The following is a 19,401-nucleotide window of genomic DNA, read 5'->3' as shown; positions in this document are numbered from 1 at the left end:
TGGGTTCGGGCGGATTTCAGCGGCCGCGCGCGGCGGCGTGGAGGTTCTTCGCGGCGAGCGCGAGCCCGTCGGTCCGGGTGTACGCGGCGTCCTCGTGCTCGATGTTCACCGCGATCTCCGGGTCGACGTCGGCGAGCGCCCGCAGGAACCCGGTCCAGTAGTCCACGTCGTGCCCGAGACCGACGGCGACGAACTTCCACGCCGGATCCGCCGGCCACGCCGAACACCAGTGGCCGATGCCGGTCGGCACCCGTCCGGGCACGTCGGCCGGCACCCGGGCGAACGACGTGTCGAGCACGCCGCGGACGTCCTTCCCCGGGCACAGCGTCACGTCCTTGGCCGCGGCGTGGAAGACCAGCGGACCGAGCCACCGAACGCACGCGACGACGTCCATGCCCTGCCACATCAGATGCGACGGGTCCAGTTCCGCGCCGAGATTCGCCGCGCCGGTCTCGTCGATCAGCCGCTTGAGCGTCACCGGCGAGAAGGCGAGGTTGTGCGGGTGCATTTCGATCGCGACCCGGACCTCGTGCTCCAGCGCCAGTGCGTCGATCTCGTTCCAGAACTCGGCCGCGACGTCCCACTGGTAGTCCAGCACGTCCAGGTACACGTCGTCCCACGGATTCACCACCCACGACGGGTACTTCGCGTCCGGGTCGGACCCGGGGGTGCCGGACATCGTCACGACGTGCCGGACCCCGAGCAGCCCGGCCAGCCGGATGCTGCGGCGCAGGTCCTCGGCGTGCTTCGGCCCGATGCCGGGCAGCGGGTTGAGCGGATTCCCGTTGCAGTTCAACGCGGTCAGCTCGATGCCCCGCTCCGCGAACTCCGCGAGGTACTCGCGACGCGCGGTGGCCGAGGACAGCAGCAGGTCGACCGGGCAGTGCGGGGCAGGCAGGAATCCGCCGCTGTTCACCTCCGCCGAAGTCAATCCGTTGTCCCGCAGCACATCGAGTGCCTCGGCCAGGGTGCGGTCGTGCAGGCAGGCGGTGTAGGCGCCCAGCTTCACCGCGCGTCCCTCGGGTAGAACGCGGGCCGGTCCTTCATCGCGACGCCGACGACCCGGCCGCTGTGCAACGCCTCCACCGTCGCGTCGGTGATCACCGTCGCCGCGTAACCGTCCCAAGAGGACGGTCCGGCCGGCTCGCGCCCGGCGGCCAGGGTGTCGATCCACTCCTGGAACTCGACGTCGAACGCGGCGCCGAAGCGTTCTTTCCAGTCCTGGGGCACGGACACCCGCGTCGCGTCGCCGGTGCGCACCGCGAGCCGGGACGGCTCAGGCAGCCGGGCGAGACCGAGTTCGCCGACCGTCTCGCACTGGATGTCGTAGCCGTACTGGCAGTTGACGAACACTTCGAGATCGATCCGCACCCCCGCGGCGGTTTCGAACAGCATGATCTGCGGGTCCCGCAGATGCTCGAACCGCTTCGCCGTCGGCCGCGGCGTGAGCACCTGCGCCGACACGATCTCGTCGGACAGCAGCCAGCGCAGCACGTCGATCTCGTGCACCGCGGTGTCCTGCGCGGCCATCTCGGAGTGGTAGCTCTCCGGGACGGTCGGGTTCCGGTGCGCGCAGTGCACCATCAGCGGCGTGCCGATTTCCCCGGCGTCGAGTGCCCGCTTCAGTTCGCGGTAGCCGGCGTCGTAGCGGCGCATGAAGCCCACCTGCACCAGCCGCCGCCCGGCCGCGACCTCCGCCTCCACGATGCGCAGGCAGTCCTCCGCCGTAGTGGCCAGCGGTTTCTCGCAGAACACCGGCTTGCCCGCCGCGATCGCGGCCAGCACGTGCTCCGCGTGCGTCGGCCCCCACGACGTGACCAGCACCGCGTCCACCTCGGACGCTCCGATCAGCTCGGCCCCGTCGGCGGCGACCCGGGCGCCCGCCGAGGCCGCGACCCGCGCTGCCCGGTCGGCGTCCAGGTCGGTCACCGCGACGACCTCGGCGCCGTGGACCACTTCGGTCAGCCGGCGGATGTGGTCCTGCCCGATCATCCCGGCTCCGATCACTCCCACCCGTACGGTCACGGCGGGTTCTCCCTTCCTTCGCTCAGCTTCCCGCTGTTTTGACGGCCAGCACCGGGACGTCGGCGCCCAGCAGCAGCTGCTGCGCGACGCTGCCCAGCACCAGCTTTCCCACCGGCGACCGGCGTTTCATGCCGATCACCAGCAGATCGATCTCCCCGGCCCGTTCGTCGATCAGGTCGAGGACGTACTCGGCGACGTCGACGCCCGCGCGGCGTTCGAGGACCTCCGCCGCTTCCGGCACGGCGAGCGGGCTCAGCCGCAGGTTCGCCACCAGCAGCTTGGTCCCGCGCAACTGCGCTTCGGCGAGGCCGCGCGCGAGCGCGAGGTCGCCTTCGGCCGAATCGGTCACTGCGGCGAGCACTGCCATGGCTCAGCCCTTCTTTCCGGCCGCGACGGGCACCGGCCCGGCGAAGCGCTGGTGCAATTCGGTTTCCAGGACTTCCAGCGAACGGCCGCGAGTCTCCGGCACCGCCTTCGCGACGAAGACGATCGCGCCCAGCCCGAGGATCACGAACAGGAAGAACGTCGTGGAGATGTGCAGCGCGGCGACCAGGATCGGGAACGTCAGCCCGATCGCGAAGTTGGTCAGCCACAGCACCAGGCTCGCGATGCCCATGCCGAGCCCGCGCAGCTTCAGCGGGAAGATCTCCGCCAGCATCAGCCACGTCACCGGCGAGATCGCGCCCTGCTGGAAGGCCAGGAACGTGACCGTCAGCGCCAGCACCACGAACGCGCGGCCCTCCCCGGCGGGCAGGACGAGCGAGAACAACCCGATCAGCAGCAGCGCCGACGTCGTCCCGATCTGCCCGATCAGCAGCATCGGCCGCCGGTTCACCTTGCCCAGCAAATAGATCCCGACGAACGTCGCCAGCACCGAGATCACGCCGTTGGCGATGTTCGCCGTCAGCGCCCCGTTCGCGGAGAACCCGGCGTCGGTGAGGATCTGCGTGCCGTAGTACATGATCGAGTTGACCCCGGTGATCTGCTGGACGATCCCGATGCCGATCCCGACGAACACCAGCCGCCGGATCCACGGGGTCGCCAGGTCGCGCAGACCGCCGGTCTGGGACTTCTCGTCCTCCAGTGCCAGCTGCCGTACCTCGCCCAGTTCGGCCGCCGCCCGCTGCCGGGAGCGGACCTGCTCCAGCACGGCCAGCGCGTCGGCGAACCGGCCTTTGGACACGAGCCAGCGCGGGCTTTCCGGCATCACCAGCATCCCTGCCCACAGCACGACCGCGGGCAGGGTCGCGATCACGAGCATCCAGCGCCACACCCCGTGGCTCTCCCCGAACGCGTTGCCGATGATCGCGTTGAAAGTGAACGCGAGCAGCTGGCCGGTCACGACCATCAGCTCGTTCTGCGTGACCAGCCTGCCGCGCCGCTCGGCGGGCGACACCTCGGCCAGGTAGGTCGGCACCGTCACCGACGCGCCGCCGACCGCGAGACCGAGCACGAACCGGCTGACCACCATCACCGCGGTGACCGGCGCGGTCGTGCAGCCGATCGTGCCGACCAGGAAGATCACCGCCAGCAGCAGGATCATCCGGCGGCGGCCCCGCCGGTCCGACAGCCGCCCGCCCACGATCGCGCCGAGCGCCGCGCCCAGCAGCAGCGAACTCGTCACGAGCCCCTCGGTGAACGGCGACAGCCCGAGGTCGTCCTTCATGTACGGCAGCGCGCCGTTGATCACGCCGGTGTCGTAGCCGAACAGCAGACCGCCGAAGGTCGCCATCACGGTGACCAGCCGCAGCCTGCGGGTATGCGGTCCCTTTTCGTCGAGCGGAACGGCCGACGGCGTCGTTGCCCGGACCTGGTTCATGTGGGTGCTCCGTTGCCCCGTGCGCCAGACCCCGCTGGCGCGGATCAGTAAGTTCCCTGCGGTTCCCCGAAAAACGCTCAGCCCAGACGCGGGCGGGTGCTGCCTGCCAGTCCGTGGGCAGCGAGGTATTCGCGCGTGCGCACCGCGATCGGCAGCGGGACCTCGGCCGCGCACGGGTAAAGGTCCTGTTCCACGATCACGAACAGCTCAGCGTCCAGAGTGGACAGTGCCTCGACCACCGACGCGGGATCCGGCACACCCGCCGGGGGCTCGACGCAGACGCCGCGCTTGACCGCTTCGCCGAACGACAGCCCCTCCTCAGCGACCTGGGCGAGCACGGCGGGATCCATCTGCTTGATGTGCACATAGCCGACGCGCTCGCCGAACCGGCGGATCAGGTCGAGGTTGTCGCCGCCGCCGTAGGCGACGTGACCGGTGTCGAGGCACAGGTTGGCGTAGCGGGAATCGGTTTCGTTCAGGAACCGCTCGATCTCCGGCTGGGTCTGGATGTGGCTGTCCGCGTGCGGATGCAGCACCAGCCGGACGTCGTACTCCTCCAGCAGGATCCGGCCCAGCTCGTTCGCGCGGCCGCCGAGCGAGTTCCACTGCTCGGCGCTCAGCCGCGGCTCCTCGGTGTACTCGCCGGTCTTCTCGTCGCGGTACATCGGCGGGATGAACACCAGGTGGTGCGCGCCCGCCGCGGCGGTCAGCTCGGCGACGCGGCGGGCGGTCGCGACCGTCTCCTCGAACGCCTCCGGCCGATGCAGCGCACCGAAGGTTGTGCCGCCGGAAACCTGCAGCCCCCGGGAGGCAGCCTCCTCGGCAAGCTGTCGCGGATCGGTGGGTAGGTAGCCGTACGGGCCCAGCTCGAACCAGCGATAACCGGCGGCGGCCAGCTCGTCGAGGAAGCGGAGGTAGGGCACCTGGTTCTCGTCGTCGGGGAACCAGATCCCCCAGGAGTCGGGCGCCGAACCCAGGCACAGGTTTCCGGCGGTGATACGGGACATCGTCGTCACGGCGGGTCCTCCCGGACATCGGAGGTGAAGAGGTTGTCGCGGTCTCCTAGTGCGCTCTACTAGCGCGCTCTAGTCCGCAGCACTATGCTGGCTGTCACACCGGGCTGTCAAGAGCCTGGAAGAATCCCGCCGGGAACGCCGACGAGAGGAGGAACGCCGTGCCCGAGCAGTCCCCCGGCGAAGAGCCGACTGGGAAGCAGCGCCGTCCGACCATGGTCGACGTGGCCGCGAAAGCAGGCGTTTCGCGCGCGCTCGTGTCCCTGGTGTTCCGCAACCAGCCAGGCGCCAGCGAAGCGACCCGGCAGCGAGTGCTGGCCGCCGCGGACGAACTCGGCTACCGCCCGGACAACGCCGCCCGGCTGCTCGCCCGCGGCCGCAGTCGCACACTCGGCGTCGTGCTGACCGTGCACCAGCCCTTCGACGCAGACCTGGTCGAAGGCATTTACCCGGAAGCCGAACGACTCGGCTACGACGTCCTGCTGTCCGCGACCGCGCCCGGCCGAGACGAAAGCAAAGCCGTGGAAGCGCTGCTGAGCCACCGCTGCGAAGCGGTGATCCTGCTGGGCTCGAAAGCCGAACCGGCGTACCTGGCCGAGCTGGGAAAGCGCACCGTCGCCGTGTCGGTGGGCCGCCGGGTGCCAGGCGCCCGCGTCGACAGCGTCCACACCGCGGACCTGGTCGGAGTCCGCCAGGCGATCGACTACCTGGCGGAGCTGGGCCACCGCGACATCGTCCACGTCGACGGCGGAAAAGACCCCGGCGCACCCGACCGCCGCCGCGCCTACCGCGGAGCGATGCGCCGGCACAAGCTGACCGCGCGCGTCCTGCCCGGCGCGTACTCGGAAGACGCCGGGATCGCCGCCGCCCAGCAACTGCTGAGCGAGGACCGGTTGCCGACCGCCGTGCTGGCGGGCAACGACCGCTGCGCAGTGGGCCTGATGCACGCGTTCGGCCGCGCCGGCCTCGAACTGCCGAAAGACATCTCGGTCGTCGGCTACGACGACAGCCACCTCTCGCACCTGTCCTACATCGACCTGACGACGATCCGCCAGGACGCCGACCGCATCGCGGAACAGGCGGTGCACCAAGCCGTGGCCCGGCTGGAGGACGAAACACTCGAACCGACGGAAACCGTCCTGGACCCGAAACTGGTGATCCGCGGTACGACAGGCCGCCCGGCCGCCCGCTGACCCAAGGCGCGCCTGACTGCCCGCAATCGCGAGCGAGTCGGGTTTCCGTCGGTGTCGCCGGACAGTTCCACGGCATCCGGGGCGCGCATCTTCGCCCGGCGTCGCCATGAGGCCGGAGTCGCACCCGGGTCAGGCGGTGCGGCGGTCGATCGCGACCTGCCGACACGCATCCGAGTTGCTCATGCCTTGCGCCATCAGGTGAAGATATTGATCACGCTTGACTGCCTGAGGCTCCGGCCTGCGCTTGCGGAAGTTTCGCCGAGATCCATTCGTTGCAACGCGTTTCGTGCCTGGTGTCGCGACCCCGCTGGACGCAAAATGCCGAACCGGGGCCAGATCACGATGCCACGGCCGTCTGTGCCGCTGGCGCGAGGCCTACGTTCTCGCACCAGCCGGCCGGGATCGGCGCGTGTTCAGGAGAACAGCGGGACGACGTCGGAGATGAAGCGGGCGAGGGATTCCCTCTTCTCTTCGTGGGTCATGCTGTTGTCGGTCCAGTAGCTGAACTCGTCGATGCCCATGGCCTCGTATTCCTTGAGGCGGACGCCGATTTCGTCCGGGGTGCCGATCATCGCGGTCCGGTGCAGCGAGTCGAGTTCGAATTCCGGGCGGTCGGCGAATTTCGATTCCGGGCTGGGTTCGAGGAACCCGTTGACGGGTGCGGTTTTGTTGCCGAACCAGGCGTCGAAGGTGCGGTAGAACCGCGAGATCGCCGCGGCGGCGGGACGCCAGCCCTCGGGATCGTCGGGCGAGTGCACGTAGGTGTGGCGCAGCACCATGATCTCGGGCTGAGCGACCTCCGGGTGGTTCGCTACCGCGGTGTCGAACTTCTGCTTGAGCGCGGCGACCTCTTCGTCGCCCTTCATCAGCGGCGTGACCATGACGTTGCAGCCCTGCTCCACCGCGAAGTCGTGCGACGCGGGGTCGCGCGCGGCGACCCACATCGGCGGGGTCGGCTGCTGGACTGGCTTGGGGACGCTAGTCGCGGTCGGGAACTGCCAGATTTCGCCGTCGTGGGCGTAGTCGCCCTGCCAGAGGGCGCGGACCGCGGGCACGAGTTCCCGCAGGTGCTTGCCGCCGTCGGTGGCCTTCACTCCCGGGGCCATCCGGTCGAATTCGATCTGGTACGCGCCGCGGGCGACGCCGACCTCCATGCGGCCGTTGCTGATCACGTCGAGCAGCGCGGTCTCGCCCGCGGCGCGGATCGGGTTCCAGAACGGGGCGATGATGGTGCCCGCGCCGAGCCGGATGGTGCTGGTTTTCGCGGCGAGGTAGGCGAGGACGGGCATCGGGCTGGGGGCGATGGTGTATTCCATCGCGTGGTGTTCGCCGACCCACACGGTGCCGAATCCGCCTGCTTCGGCCATGAGCGCCAGTTCGGCGAGATTTTCGAACTGCTCGCGGTGCGTGGTCTGCTCGTCCCAGCGTTCCATGTGGACAAAGAGGGAGAACCTCATTACTGCTCCTTCGATCGGCTCGCGTGCATCTCGGCGATGGTCTGGTTCCCGGTCGACCAGTGGGTCCGGGGCACCTCGCGGACGACGACGCGGATGTGTTCGGGACGGGCGTCCACCGTGGTCAGCACTGCCTCGTGCACGGCGGAGAGCAGGCTCCGGAGCTGCTGCGGCGAACGGCCTTCGGCGAGGGTGATGTCGACGTTCGGCATGTCAGCTCCGCATCACGAACGGATCGGGAACCGGGCCTTCGTCGGTGTTGATCCAGACGCTTTTGAGCCGGGTGTATTCCTTGATGGTTTCGGTGCCGTGCTCGACGCCGACGCCGCTGCTCTTGAAGCCTTGGCGGGGCGACATCGGCGACATGGCGCGGTAGGTGTTCACCCACACCGTGCCCGCGTCGAGTCGGGACGCCATCCGGTGCGCGCGGGCGAGGTTCGTCGTCCACACGCCGGCGGCGAGTCCGTAGTCGGTGTCGTTCGCGAGCGCCACGACCTCGTCCTCGGTGTCGAACGGCATGATCGCCGCGACCGGCCCGAAGATTTCCTCGCGCACGGCGCGCATCGAGTTGTCGACGTCCACGAGCACCGTGGGCTCGTAGAAGCAACCGCCGAGGCCGCCGTCGGTGGCCCGGCCTCCGGTCAGGACCCGTGCGCCCTCGCTGCGGGCGAGGTCCACATAGGACGCGACTTTGTCGCGCTGGTCCGCGAACGCCAGCGGGCCCAGTTCGGTGTCGTCGGCGAGCGGGTCGCCCATGCGGATCGTGCGGGCGCGTTCGCTGACGCGTTCGAGCAGCTCGTCGTACACGGCACGCTGGGCGAACACCCTGCTGCCCGCGATGCAGGTCTGCCCCGCGGCGGCGAAAATCCCGGCCACCACGCCGGTCGCCGCGTTCGCGATGTCCGCGTCCTCGAAGACGATGTTGGGCGACTTCCCGCCGAGTTCCAGCGTCGAACCGACGAACCGGCCCGCAGTCGCGGAGGCGATCCGCGACCCGGTGGCGGTGCTGCCGGTGAACGAGATCTTCGCGAGTCCGGGGTGGTCGACGAGCGGCTGTCCCGCCTCGCCGCCGAAGCCGGTGACGACGTTGACCGCTCCGGGCGGGAAACCCGCCTCGACGGCGAGTTCGGCGAGCCGCAGCACGGTCGCGGAGGTGTGCTCGGACGGCTTGACCACCACGGTGTTGCCCGCGCACAGAGCCGGTGCGAGCTTGCTGCTGGTCAGGGTCAGCGGGGAGTTCCAGGGCGTGATGGCCCCGACGACGCCCAGCGGCTCCCGGACGGTGTAGTTCAGCACGCGCCGGTCGGACGTGGGGATCACGTCGCCCTGGATCTTGTCCGCGAGGCCAGCGTAGTAGTGGTAGTACTCGGGCAAGGTCGCGAGCTGGCCGCGCATTTCGCGCAGCAGTTTCCCGTTGTCGAGGCTCTCCGACCGGGCGAGTTCCTCGGCGTTCTCGGCGATGAGGTCGCCGAGCCGGCGCAGCAGGTGCCCGCGGCGGGTCTGGCTCAGCGCCTGCCACTGCGGGTCGTCGAACGCCTTGCGCGCCGACTCCACGGCGGCGGCGATGTCGCGGTGGTTGCCGCGTGCGGCGTCGTAGAGGGCTTCGCCGGTGGCCGGGTTGACGCTCGCGAAGTACTCGCCCGAGTCCGGCGGGGTCGGCTTGCCTCCGATGAAGTGATGCAGCCGGGGCAGATCAGGCATGGGCGTACCTTCCGATGAAAGCGGTCAAGCAGGTGACCAGTTCGCGTGGTTTCTGGACAGGAAGCATGTGCCGGGCGCCTGCGATCACCTCCGCCGCGCAGTCCGGGATGGCGTCGGCGAGCCGCAGCGCCATCTCCGGAGTGGACCCGGGATCGAATTCGCCGGTGACCGCGAGCGACGGGGCCGAAATCTCCCCCAGCCGCGGCCCGATCTCGGCGTCGCCGGTCGCGAAGACCCGATAGCAGCGCACGAAGCTGTCCGGATCGTTCGACGACAAAGTGGATTCGGTCGCGCGGATCAAGTCCGGGGGAACGTCCGTCCCGCCGAACCAGCGTTCCAAGGACGCCGCTGTGCTCGCGCCAGGATCCGCCGCGGCGGTGGCCAACCGGCTCAACACCGCGGCCCGCTCCGTGTCCGTCCGCCGGCACACAGAACTGACTGAGGCCAACGTCCTGACCAGTTCCGGGCGATACACCGCCAAGTGCTGCGCCACGAGCGCGCCAAGCGAGAAGCCCGCCACGTGCGAACCTGGCGGGATCTCGTCGGCGACTCCGGCCGCGAGATCGGCCAGCGTCGTGCCCTCCGGAACCGGCGGACGCGAGCCGTGGCCGGGCAGATCAGGCGCGACGACCTGGAACCGGTCGCCGAGCAGCTCGGCCACCGGTCCCCACACGGTGTGGTCGAGACCCACACCGTGCAGGAGAACCAGCGTCTGCACAGTCATGGTCGGTCACTGCTCGGTCGTAAGCGGGGCGAGCCGCTGCTGCGGCCGTCCCTGCGAAGCCGCGGCGAGGGCCACGACGATCTCACCGGCGTGCGGCGCGTCGGCGATGCGTACCTCGACTGTCTGGTGGTGCGAGCGGATCGTCGCGTCGGTGATGTGCTTGAGCGGGATGTCGAAGACGATGCCCGCGGGGGCGCGCTTCTCGACGGCGGGCAGCAGGGTGGTGGCGTTGGCCGCCTTGCGGAAGTGGTCGCCGAACTTGAGCGTGTGGATGAGCGCCGAGCCGTGCTCGACCTCGCCGTCGAGCCCGACGATCGCGGCCTTGCCGTACGCCTCGGCGGGTTCGCCCAGCGCCTCCATCACCCGGGGGGCGAGCAGCGCGCCGACGCCGGAAGCGGTCGCCTCGATGCCGGGAGCCAGGTCGTCGACGAATCCCTGTCCGTGCCAAGGGTTTTCGATGATCGCGGCGACGACGGCCACCCGGGCCGCCGGTTCCACGGGGCGACCGCCTTCGGCCACGGTTTCCTCGACGACGGTGACGATCTTGCGCAGCTTCATGACGGGACGCTCTCCAGTTTCTTCGAGGTGACGGCGGGGTCGGTGGTGCGGTCCCCGATGCGGGGATGCGGACGGGGGCCGGTGGAGGCCGCCGCGACGACGACGATCTCGTCGGGCCGGGGCGCGTCCGAGATCCGGGTGGTGACGGTCTGGTAATGGCTGCGGGTCGCCGCGTGCGTCTTGTGCCACAACGGAACGACCAGCGGTGTCCCTGCCTCGGCCCGAGTGTCGGCGAAGCAGATGATCGATTCGCCCTCGAGGAACTCGCGCATGAGATTGCCGAAGTAGGGCGTGTGGATCAGCGCGCCGCCGTGCTCGATCTCGCCGGCATTGCCCACCACCGCGGCTTTTCCGAAGGCTTCGACGGCGTCGACTCCGCCGAGGGTTTCGAGCAGCCGACTGGTCAGGAGGCGAGCGAGGCCGGGTGCGATCGAAACGACCTCGGGCGCGAGGTCCCGCGAAGGGCTCGTCCCGGCCCAGGGATTCCGCAGCACCGCGGCGACGCTCGCCTGCACCGCCGGCCGCGCGGGCCGCGCACCGGCTTCGGTGACGACCTCTTCGCGGTAGACGACGACCTTGCGAAGGCCGATCTCGTCGGAACTCACTTCCTCTTGCATGCCACAGACCGTAAGTCTGATCCAGTCAATCGTCAAGCGACTACGTGTCCGCCTGGCCGCACACCCGCGCTCCAGACTTCAATTCAACAGCTCAGCCGCGCCATAAAGGCAGGTAAAGGACCTTTTGATGGTCCGCTGGCACGGCAGAGACAACGACCAGCTCGCGGTCGTCGCAGGCAAAGCATTGACATACAAGAGTGACCCGACCTACCTTCTCTTGCATGCCAGGGAGGCGGCCAGCGTCAGCACGGGCCGCAGGACCGGCCCCTCCGGACGCGATGCGTCCCCACCGCTCTTCAGCGCCTCGATCTCCACGTGAAAGGTGATCCGATGCCCAGCAACGAAGCTGAGTCCCCGGTACCGGCCGGAGAAGCACCGGACCTGCACTACCGCGACCGGATCGCGGTCGTCGAACCGTACGGGGTGGACGCCATCCCCGACTCCGAACGGCACGGGAAGCCGGTCTCGCAATTCTTCATCTGGTTCGCCGCGGGCATGAACTTCCCGATCATGGTCCTCGGTTTCGTCGCGGCCAGCTTCGGGCTCTCGCTCACCTCCGCGGTCACCGCGATCATCGGCGGCTCGCTGCTGGGCGCGGTCCTGATGGGGGTCTTCTCCCGGATGGGCGGACGGCTCGGCGTCGCCCAGCAGATCCAGGCCCGGGGACCGCTCGGATTCTTCGGGAACTTCATCCCGGTCGCCTACGTCAACGTCTTCGCCGGGATCGGCTGGGCCGCGGTGACGGTCATCCTCGGCGGGCAGGCGCTCAAGGCACTCGCGCCGGGAATCCCGTACTGGCTGGGCACGCTGGTCCTCGTCGTGCTCCAGCTCGTGGTCGCCGTGTTCGGCTACAACATGATCCACTACCTGGAGCGGATCCTCGCGGTCGTGCTGTTCTTCGGGTTCGTGATGATCACCGTGGTCTCGGTGAGCCGGGGCTGGACGGGCGGATTCCAGGCCAATCCGCACGCATCCGGATGGATCGGCGGCGCCGGCGGCTGGATCACCTTCGCCGGCTACTTCCTGTCCTTCCTGATCGCGTGGTGGCCCTTCGCCTCGGACTACTCCCGCTACCTCCCGGACAACAACCGCGTCAACCGCGCCAGCGGGCTCTGGACGTTCGCCGGCAACTTCCTTTCGCTGTCCTGGCTGGGGATCGCCGGCGCCCTGCTGGGCAACTCGGCGGCCTCGGGCGAGAGCCCCATCGAGGCGCTCGACCGGCTGACCGGCCCGTTCCACATCCCCGCGCTGCTGGTCATCCTGATCTCCTCGTTCTCGCAGAACTTCCTGAACGTCTACGGCGGCGCGATCTCGGTGCAGACACTGCGGATCCCGATCAGCCGGCGCACCGCGGTCACCGCCATCTGCGCTCTCGCCTACGTCATCAGCCTCTGGGCCGACGAGGGTTTCGAGGCGAAGTTCAAGACGTTCCTGTTCCTCGGCGCGTACCTGATCGCTCCCTTCGGCGCGGTCCTGCTGCTCGACTACGCGCTCGGGCACCGGCGCGACCGCGCGCGCATCGCCGAACTGTACGACTCCCGGCGAATTCTGGAGTGGGGCTTCGTGGCCTGGGCGGTCGGCGCGGCGGTCTCCGCGCTGTTCTGGAACCTGTCGTTCTACGTCGGCCCCATGGCGAAGGCACATCCCGAGTGGGGCGACCTCTCGTACTTCGTCGGGTTCGGCGTCGCCGCGATCGTCTTCGTCCTGACCTACCGGCTGCCCCCGTTGTGGCATCGCGCGAAACCGGTCTTCTCAGACCCCGCCGTCACCGGTGACGCCAAGACCAAGGCCCGGGCGTCCTGACCCTCTTCAGAAAGGAGAGATCCTGATGGCAGACAACGACTTCCGGCGCGACCGGATCCGCAGCGCCTGGGAAGCTGCCTGGGACCGGGGCGAAGTCGACGCTCTCGACGAGCTGCTCAGCCCTGGCTACCGCCGGATCGAGAGCGGCGGAGCCGAGCACGATCGCGACCAGTTCAAAGCGTCCATCGTCTCGACCCGGGCCGCGTTCCCGGACCTGACCACCGTCGTGGACGAGATCGTCGTCGAGGGCGATCGGGCAGCGATCCGCTGGCACAGCAGCGGCGCGCACTCCCACTCGTTCCTCGGCGTTCCCGCGACCAACCGGTCCGTCGCGGTCAACGGCGCCACCTTCGCGCGGTTCCTCGACGACCTCATCGTCGAGGAAACGGTCACCTGGGACCCGCGCGCCCTGCTCACCGCGCTCGGCATCGTCCCCGTCGGACAGGACCGGTGACCGCCATGACGTCGACGATCACTCCGAGGAACACCCCGATGACCTTCCCTGACCCGGACTTGATGAAGCAGGTCAACAGCCGGTTCGTCAGCGGCGTCACCGTCGTGACCGCACTCGACGACGGCACGCCGCGCGGGCTCGCCGTGAACGCGTTCTCCAGCATCTCCCTGGACCCGCCGACTGTCATGGTCGCCGTCCAGCACACGTCGTCCACGCACGACTGCCTGTACCGCACCGGGCACCTCGCGATCAACATCCTGTCCGCCGGGCAACTCGACGTCGTCAAGACCTTCGCGACGAAGTCCGCCGACAAATTCGCCGGACTCGACTGGACGCCGGGCCCGCACGGCAGCCCGCTGCTGGAGGGCAGCGCCGCGCGGATGGAAGTCGAGATCCGCGAACGCCTCCTGGCCAGCACCCACACCGTGTTCATCTGCCGGGTGATCCACGCGGAGGCCGCCGACGTCCCGTCGATGGTGTACAGCGCAGGTAGGTTCTTCGACGGAAACGCCCTCGACCCGCTGACCTAGTCCGGGACGGGGCAGGAGAAGGGAAGCAGACACAGTGGCAGGCGTCAACGAGGCGAGCAACGGCTCAATCCAAGGCAGGCTGATCGCCGAGATCCGGCGGCGCATCATCGCCGGCGAGGTCTCCCCCGGGACGAGCCTGTCCGAACTCGCCCTCGCCGAGGAGTTCGGCGTCAGCCGGACCCCGGTCCGGGAAACCTTCAAGCAGCTGCAGACCGAGGGCCTCGTCGAGATCCGCCCGCGGGTCGGCACGTTCGTCACCGCACCGTCGCGCCGCGAGATCACCGAGCTGTTCGAGATGAAGGAACTCCTCGAAGGGGCCGCGGCGAGGCTGCTCGCCCAGCGCGGACAAGTGCCCGAGGTCGACCAGCTCAAGGAGAACCTTCGCCAAGCCGACCTCGCCGTCGACGCCGACGACCGGCAGCGCTACGCGGAACTCGTCGAGGAGTTCCACGACCTGATCATCGTGGGCGCGGACAACCGCAAACTCGAAGCGCACTACCGCACCCTGATGAACCAGCTCGCGTATTCCCGGCTCGTCACCACCTCCCTCAAACAACCCGGTCGCCCGCACCAGTCCGACCGCGAACACCACCACGTCCTCGAACTCATCCTGTCCAAAGACGGCGACAGCGCCGAGCAGGTCATGCGAGAGCACGTCCGGGCCAGCCGGCGCGCGCTGCTCGCGGGCCTCCGCACCGGCGACGCCCCGCCCGACGACCGCTAGGAAAACCCACGATGACCGACCTCTGCACCCTCCCGACCCCAGCGGCAACCGCCCCGCATCCGGACGACACCGTCCGCGCCGCCTTCGCCACCGGGAGGCCCGCAGTCCTGCTGGACGACGACGGAGCAGTGCTCGCCCTGCCCGCGCAAGCCTCGACACCCCAGTCGCTGCACTTCGCCATCCGGCACTCCTCCGGTCTGCTCCACGCCGCCGCACCGTCCGCCTGGCTCGACCGCCTCCGGATACCTGACCAACCCGTGCTTGGATCCGACGACAGCGGCCTCTCCTTCACCGTCGCCGTCGACGCGACCGGGGTCGGCACCGGCATCTCCGCACGCGACCGCGCCCTCACAATGCGAGTCCTCGCCGACCCGCGCGCAGTCCCAGCCGACCTCATCCGCCCCGGGCACGTGCTCCCCATCCGGTGCGCCGACGAAGGATTCACGACACGCCCCCGAGTATGGGAACGAGCCGTCGCCCTCGTCGCGTCCGCCGGACACTCCCCCGTCGCGATGGTCTGCCGCCTCATCGACGACACCGGGGAACCCCTGGACGACCTGTCGGCGGCGCGCTTCGCCAAGGCATACGCTCTCCCGGTCGCAGGCCGGAATCGAGCGAACGGAAGCGCCTCACCCAACTCGGCACTTGCGGCCTCGCTCGCTTCAGTCCGGTGACTCCTGCGCCGCGCGGCTCGTCCGGATCCTGGAGGAAACGTTCGGCGGTCGGTTCGGAGCGGTGCAGATGCCCCGCCGCGACCCCAGGGCCGCTCACCTGCATTGCTCCCACGCTCCTCCGTTCGGCCGCGGTCAGGTCGGGACTGCTTCTTCCGTCGGCCGAGCCAGCCAAGCACCCCGGGGCGCATCGGAGACCACGCTGCGTAGTTCCGCATGCCACTCCCTCGCCATGCGGCTCCGACCAAGCCTTGTTCGTCGCACGTCCCGACCGCACGAAACACACGACTCGGTCCGAACGCCTATCATCAAGTACCAGACCGCCGCATAAAACGTACGGCTGCTTATTGTCCCAGCCCGCGTGCGAGGAAAGTCGAAGCGGCATGGTGCTGCCGCCAGCGACCAACGTCGCGCCATGACCGCCAACCACCAAGGCGAACCGCGACGGCCACAGCACACCGCGCCCCAGATCCCTGCTCCCGTATCTCCCAGAAACAGCCCGTCAATCCACTATGGACGTTCGTCTTCGTTTTGACCTGCCACGAGCACTTCTATACGTGCGACATGATTCCCAATGCGGAGCACTGGCGGGTTTCCGTGCACGAGGCGCAGGAATTGCAGCATTCGATCATGGGGCATTTACCGGGATATCCGACGCCGGATCGTCTGCGACGTTCCTTACGTCGAGAAGCGGTGGGTGCACCAGTTGGCGGGGTACGACCGGGATCTAGGGATTTCCTGCTGGACCTGCCCGCCGTCCAGACCCTGATCCGGCTGCCAGGATGCACTGCGAGTGCCGCGGACGCGATCGGCATATGACCCATGGATTCCACTGTGGACACTCGAGGACTGCTTCCGGTCAGCGAGACCAGGGCTCCAGGCGAGATGGAGAGCGGCGGCTGCGCCCGGCGAACATCAGACCCGGACCCGCTTTTCGGCGACAGCGCGTTGCGAACGGCTCGAGGCGGGTGTCGGCGATGGGCTGCCCGACTGCGGTCGCAGCGATGGAGCATCCTTGATCCAAGCCCAGCCGCTGGGGCCTATCCGATCGTGACACCTCGCCGGACAGACACCTCCGATCGGCCGAGGCCTAACGCGCTTCAGGCTGTCGCGCACGCTCAGCCCGGGTGTCGCGTCGCGTCGAACGCGCGGATTGCCCGCCGGCAGCGAGGTGCCGGGCGATGTACTCCGCGTCGCGACCGACCCCGTGGATCATCGACGACGACAGCGCGTACTGGAACAGCAGGCCGAGGAAGTACAGTCCGGGCTGTCCTCGCACGATGCCGCGCCCATGTTCGGGCGCGCCGTCCGCGCCGAACACGGGCAGGTCGATCCAGCTGGTGTCGGGGCGGAAACCGGTGCACCACACCACGTTCGACACGTTCGCCACGCGACCGTCCTCGAGCACCGGCAGACCGTCGCGGACGCCGGCGGTCCGCGGCACCCGTTCGACTCCGGCCGCGGCCAGGTCGCTTGATTTGATCCGGACGAGCGGGCCGCTGTGCGCCAGCGCCTGCGGCCGGGCCTTGCGCCCGATCGGCGTCTTGACCGTCAGGACGTGGGAGAAGGCGAAGAACACCATGCGGGTGAGCGGACGGGCGACCCTCCGGTCGATCCGCCACGGAACCTGCCCGGGGTGCCTGCCGGACAGGTAGGTCCGGTGGTCTCGCGACACCTCGAGCGCGATGTCGGCGCCGCTGTTGCCCGCACCGACCACGAGCACGCCGCCATCGCGCAACTGGCTCGGGGCGCGATAGTCGGCCGCGTGCAGCTGTCGGACGCCGGGATCGAGTTCGGCGGCGAACGCGGGCAGCGTGGGCAGGCGGTCGAAGCCTGAGGTCACCACGACATGGTCGGCTTCGAACCGCTGGTCCGCCGACTCCACGAGATATCGGTCGCCGTCATGGCTCAACCGCCGCACCCGGACCCCGGTCCGCACCGGCAGGGCGAGTTCTGCCGCATACGCCGCCAGGTAGTCGGCGAACTCGTCGCGACTGGGGTAGGACCACCCTGGCGCCGGGAAGCGGCTGCCCGGCAGCGCGTCGTAGCGGGCCGGGGTGAACAGCCGCAGCGAATCCCATCGCAGCCGCCACGAGTCACCGATGTTCTGATGGGCTTCGAGGATCACGAACGACCGCTGCAGCCGCGACAGCTGGTACCCCATCGCAAGGCCGGCCTGGCCGCCGCCGCTGATCACCGTGTCGAAACGTTCGGCAGGCATGACGGTCTACCCTTCCGCCTGGTCGCGCCGGCCAACCAGTCCGGCGAGGAGGCCCAGCTGGGCGAGCAGCGCGAACCGGTCGGGCACTCCCCAGTGCTCCACCAGCCTGCCGTTGTCGAAGCGGGCCACGTCGATGACCGCGATCTCGATCCGCCGACCGGTCGCCGGATGCCCGAACGCACCCTCGCTGTCGGTGCCCCGCGCGGTCATGCGGGTCCACACGGTGTCCCCGTCGGCGACCATCGAGTCGACGCTGTAGCGCACGTCGGGCATCAGGGCGTGCACGTCGACGACCGCCTGCTTCAAGTTCTTGATCGCCTGCGCGCCCGATCCCGCGAGGCCGAACTGATGCTCCACCAGCGCGGCGGAGACCAGCTCGTCGACGACGGCGGGATCGCCCGCCTGGAAACCGTCCACGATCAGGCGGCGGAAGGCCGCCTTGTTGTCCGATGCGAGGGATGTCGAGACCATCACGGGCCTCCTGTAAAATTGACCCGAACTGACTTCGGATGAATAAAGGCAGGTTAGGCTTGATGGCGGGCGACGTCAACACCGAGAAGCGGCGCTACCACTCGCCCCGGCGCGCGGAGCAGGCCGCCGAGACCCGGCGTGCCGTGCTGGCCGCCGCGCGCGAACTGTTCGTCCAGCAGGGATACGCGGCGACGACGGTGACCGACATCGCCCGCCGGGCCGGAGTCGCGGTGGACACCGTCTACGCCGCCATCGGGCGCAAACCCGCCCTGCTGCGCGAGGTCGTCGAATCCGCGATCTCGGGAACGGATCATGCGGTGGCCGCCGAACAGCGCGACTACGTGCAGCGCATCCAGCGCGCGGCGACCGCCGCCGAGAAGATCGGCATCTACGCGCGGGCCCTCGCCGAGATCCACCCTCGGCTGGCGCCTGTCTACCTGGCCCTGCGCGACGCCGCATCCACCGATCCGGACTGCCAGGCGCTGTGGACGCAGGTCACCGAGCGGCGGGCGGCGAACATGCGCAGGTTCGTCAGCGATCTCGCCGGCAACGGCAGACTCCGCACCGACCTGACACACGACGAACTCGCCGACGTCGTGTGGAGCATGAACGGCCCGGAGTACTGGGCACTGCTCGTGGAGCAGCGCGGCTGGTCGCCGAAGCGGTTCGCGGACTGGCTGACCACCGCGTGGATCCGGCTCCTGCTGGCCGACGGCGCCGACGAACCGCGCTGACCCCGAGTCCCCCGCACGCTCCGGGGCGGTCGACTCGGTGCGCGCCCGACGCAGACGCATCCACAGACTGGTGTTGCACCGCCATATTCGGCGACCTCACCGGAACGCAGTTGACCATCCGCTGCCGCCTCTGGAGCGGTCTCGGAGAAAACGCCACGAACGAGACTGGCCGTGGGTGACCTCAGCGCGAGACAACCACGTAGCCGCACGTCAGCGAAGATCAGGCGGCTTGAGGCGCCTGCACATCGCGCGTACTCGACTTTCCTGGCAGGTTCTCAGTCCGGCGGAAAGAACGATCCCCCTCGCGGCGACAGCCGAGTGCAGCGCAACCCATAGGCAACGCATCCGAATCCTCGTCAGCGACGGGAATCAAACGCTGTGGATCTGGGACGCGCGGCGGACCGCTACCTGGACCTCCGTCAGCCTGCCCGGCGACGCGCCCTGCTGACCGAACACGCCGCCGCCGGGAAGCTGGACGAACTCGCCGACACCATCACCCCTGGTCATCCGCACCAGCGAGGAACAACGCCTTTCCAACTTCCTCGTCTGGCAAAGCGCCTACTCCGAACTGTACTTCTGGCCCGCCTTCCGCGAAGTCGACTTCCTCCGGGCACTGCGCAGCTACGGCCGCTGACCGGCTGGACACTCCCCTGGCTCGAACACCCGCCGCCGTGTCTCCGGCTCCGACC

The 19,401-nt window shown here is 69.1% G+C and carries 21 protein-coding genes and 2 pseudogenes; 9 read left to right on the top strand and 14 right to left on the bottom strand.

Features of this window, described 5'->3' with window-relative positions:
* Positions 1–16 precede the first annotated feature (16 nt).
* The 5 genes from D0D37_RS17010 to D0D37_RS16990 all read right to left on the bottom strand — a co-directional run bounded on the left by D0D37_RS17010 (position 17) and on the right by D0D37_RS16990 (position 4,851).
* A complete protein-coding gene (locus tag D0D37_RS17010; protein WP_116201526.1) occupies positions 17–1,009 on the bottom strand; it encodes a sugar phosphate isomerase/epimerase family protein in 993 nt (330 codons plus the stop codon).
* The gene (locus D0D37_RS17005; protein WP_116201525.1) at positions 1,006–2,025 is read right to left on the bottom strand and encodes a Gfo/Idh/MocA family oxidoreductase; all 1,020 of its coding nucleotides are present in this window, start codon (positions 2,023–2,025) and stop codon (positions 1,006–1,008) included. The genes D0D37_RS17010 and D0D37_RS17005 overlap by 4 nt, the downstream gene beginning before the upstream one ends.
* A gap of 22 nt (positions 2,026–2,047) precedes the next feature.
* On the bottom strand, positions 2,048–2,392 hold the full coding sequence (locus tag D0D37_RS17000) for a universal stress protein (RefSeq protein ID WP_116201524.1): 345 nt from the start codon (positions 2,390–2,392) through the stop codon (positions 2,048–2,050).
* A 3-nt stretch (positions 2,393–2,395) separates the two neighbouring features.
* Positions 2,396–3,844 (bottom strand): sugar porter family MFS transporter, encoded by a 1,449-nt coding sequence (locus D0D37_RS16995; protein ID WP_116201523.1) that lies wholly within the window; start codon positions 3,842–3,844, stop codon positions 2,396–2,398.
* A gap of 77 nt (positions 3,845–3,921) precedes the next feature.
* A complete protein-coding gene (locus D0D37_RS16990) occupies positions 3,922–4,851 on the bottom strand; it encodes a TIM barrel protein (RefSeq protein WP_116201558.1) in 930 nt (309 codons plus the stop codon).
* Between the two features lie 167 nt (positions 4,852–5,018).
* Here D0D37_RS16990 and D0D37_RS16985 point away from each other — a divergent pair, with 167 nt between their 5' ends.
* Positions 5,019–6,050, top strand: coding sequence for a LacI family DNA-binding transcriptional regulator (locus tag D0D37_RS16985; protein ID WP_244223544.1), 1,032 nt, complete (start codon positions 5,019–5,021; stop codon positions 6,048–6,050).
* A 413-nt stretch (positions 6,051–6,463) separates the two neighbouring features.
* Here the strand turns inward: D0D37_RS16985 and D0D37_RS16980 are convergent, their stop codons facing one another.
* Genes D0D37_RS16980 through D0D37_RS16955 form a run of 6 tightly spaced genes read right to left on the bottom strand, consistent with a single transcriptional unit; the run spans position 6,464 to position 11,104 of the window.
* Positions 6,464–7,507 carry an LLM class flavin-dependent oxidoreductase gene (locus tag D0D37_RS16980; protein ID WP_116201522.1) on the bottom strand — a complete coding sequence of 348 codons (1,044 nt, stop codon included), beginning with the start codon at positions 7,505–7,507 and terminating at the stop codon, positions 6,464–6,466.
* Positions 7,507–7,716 (bottom strand): tautomerase family protein, encoded by a 210-nt coding sequence (locus D0D37_RS16975; RefSeq protein ID WP_116201521.1) that lies wholly within the window; start codon positions 7,714–7,716, stop codon positions 7,507–7,509. Before D0D37_RS16975 ends, D0D37_RS16980 begins: the two co-directional genes overlap by 1 nt.
* A gap of 1 nt (position 7,717) precedes the next feature.
* Complete coding sequence (locus tag D0D37_RS16970) at positions 7,718–9,205, bottom strand: aldehyde dehydrogenase (RefSeq protein WP_116201520.1); 1,488 nt, start codon at positions 9,203–9,205, stop codon at positions 7,718–7,720.
* Positions 9,198–9,929, bottom strand: coding sequence for an alpha/beta fold hydrolase (locus D0D37_RS16965; protein WP_116201519.1), 732 nt, complete (start codon positions 9,927–9,929; stop codon positions 9,198–9,200). The genes D0D37_RS16970 and D0D37_RS16965 overlap by 8 nt, the downstream gene beginning before the upstream one ends.
* 6 nt (positions 9,930–9,935) lie before the next feature.
* Positions 9,936–10,487, bottom strand: coding sequence for an amino acid synthesis family protein (locus D0D37_RS16960; RefSeq protein ID WP_116201518.1), 552 nt, complete (start codon positions 10,485–10,487; stop codon positions 9,936–9,938).
* A complete protein-coding gene (locus D0D37_RS16955) occupies positions 10,484–11,104 on the bottom strand; it encodes an amino acid synthesis family protein (protein ID WP_116201517.1) in 621 nt (206 codons plus the stop codon). The genes D0D37_RS16960 and D0D37_RS16955 overlap by 4 nt, the downstream gene beginning before the upstream one ends.
* Before the next feature lie 330 nt (positions 11,105–11,434).
* Between D0D37_RS16955 and D0D37_RS16945 the strand changes: the two genes are divergently transcribed.
* From D0D37_RS16945 to D0D37_RS47945, 6 genes and pseudogenes are all read left to right on the top strand, one after another.
* Entirely contained in the window at positions 11,435–12,907 is a 1,473-nt protein-coding gene (locus D0D37_RS16945; RefSeq protein WP_116201515.1) for a purine-cytosine permease family protein, read from the top strand.
* Between the two features lie 25 nt (positions 12,908–12,932).
* Complete coding sequence (locus D0D37_RS16940) at positions 12,933–13,361, top strand: ester cyclase (protein ID WP_116201514.1); 429 nt, start codon at positions 12,933–12,935, stop codon at positions 13,359–13,361.
* A gap of 38 nt (positions 13,362–13,399) precedes the next feature.
* Positions 13,400–13,891 (top strand): flavin reductase family protein, encoded by a 492-nt coding sequence (locus D0D37_RS16935; RefSeq protein WP_116201513.1) that lies wholly within the window; start codon positions 13,400–13,402, stop codon positions 13,889–13,891.
* A 34-nt stretch (positions 13,892–13,925) separates the two neighbouring features.
* Positions 13,926–14,615 (top strand): GntR family transcriptional regulator, encoded by a 690-nt coding sequence (locus D0D37_RS16930; RefSeq protein WP_116201512.1) that lies wholly within the window; start codon positions 13,926–13,928, stop codon positions 14,613–14,615.
* Between the two features lie 11 nt (positions 14,616–14,626).
* Complete coding sequence (locus D0D37_RS16925; protein ID WP_116201511.1) at positions 14,627–15,289, top strand: 3,4-dihydroxy-2-butanone-4-phosphate synthase; 663 nt, start codon at positions 14,627–14,629, stop codon at positions 15,287–15,289.
* Positions 15,290–15,832: 543 nt separating this feature from the next.
* Positions 15,833–16,034, top strand: a pseudogene (locus D0D37_RS47945) (lysine 2,3-aminomutase); the annotation flags it as partial.
* Between the two features lie 342 nt (positions 16,035–16,376).
* On the opposite strand, the gene D0D37_RS16915 reads toward D0D37_RS47945, so the two are convergent.
* Together D0D37_RS16915 and D0D37_RS16910 are read right to left on the bottom strand one after the other, a co-directional pair.
* Positions 16,377–17,507, bottom strand: a complete 1,131-nt coding sequence (locus D0D37_RS16915; protein ID WP_116201510.1) for a flavin-containing monooxygenase — start codon at positions 17,505–17,507, stop codon at positions 16,377–16,379.
* A gap of 6 nt (positions 17,508–17,513) precedes the next feature.
* The gene (locus D0D37_RS16910; RefSeq protein ID WP_116201509.1) at positions 17,514–17,978 is read right to left on the bottom strand and encodes an ester cyclase; all 465 of its coding nucleotides are present in this window, start codon (positions 17,976–17,978) and stop codon (positions 17,514–17,516) included.
* Between the two features lie 62 nt (positions 17,979–18,040).
* Between D0D37_RS16910 and D0D37_RS16905 the strand changes: the two genes are divergently transcribed.
* Positions 18,041–18,712 (top strand): TetR/AcrR family transcriptional regulator, encoded by a 672-nt coding sequence (locus D0D37_RS16905; protein WP_116201508.1) that lies wholly within the window; start codon positions 18,041–18,043, stop codon positions 18,710–18,712.
* Between the two features lie 369 nt (positions 18,713–19,081).
* On the opposite strand, the gene D0D37_RS46645 is transcribed toward D0D37_RS16905, so the two are convergent.
* Positions 19,082–19,219 (bottom strand): hypothetical protein, encoded by a 138-nt coding sequence (locus D0D37_RS46645; RefSeq protein ID WP_162834279.1) that lies wholly within the window; start codon positions 19,217–19,219, stop codon positions 19,082–19,084.
* Between D0D37_RS46645 and D0D37_RS16900 the strand changes: the two are divergent.
* A pseudogene (locus tag D0D37_RS16900) lies at positions 19,194–19,346 on the top strand (undecaprenyl diphosphate synthase family protein); the annotation flags it as partial. The gene D0D37_RS46645 and the pseudogene D0D37_RS16900 overlap by 26 nt on opposite strands.
* Between the last annotated feature and the right edge of the window lie 55 nt (positions 19,347–19,401).

The sequence above is a fragment of the Amycolatopsis circi genome, from assembly GCF_003385235.1.
Taxonomy (GTDB): Bacteria; Actinomycetota; Actinomycetes; order Mycobacteriales; family Pseudonocardiaceae; genus Amycolatopsis; species Amycolatopsis circi.
This window is presented reverse-complemented; position numbering and strand designations above follow the sequence as displayed.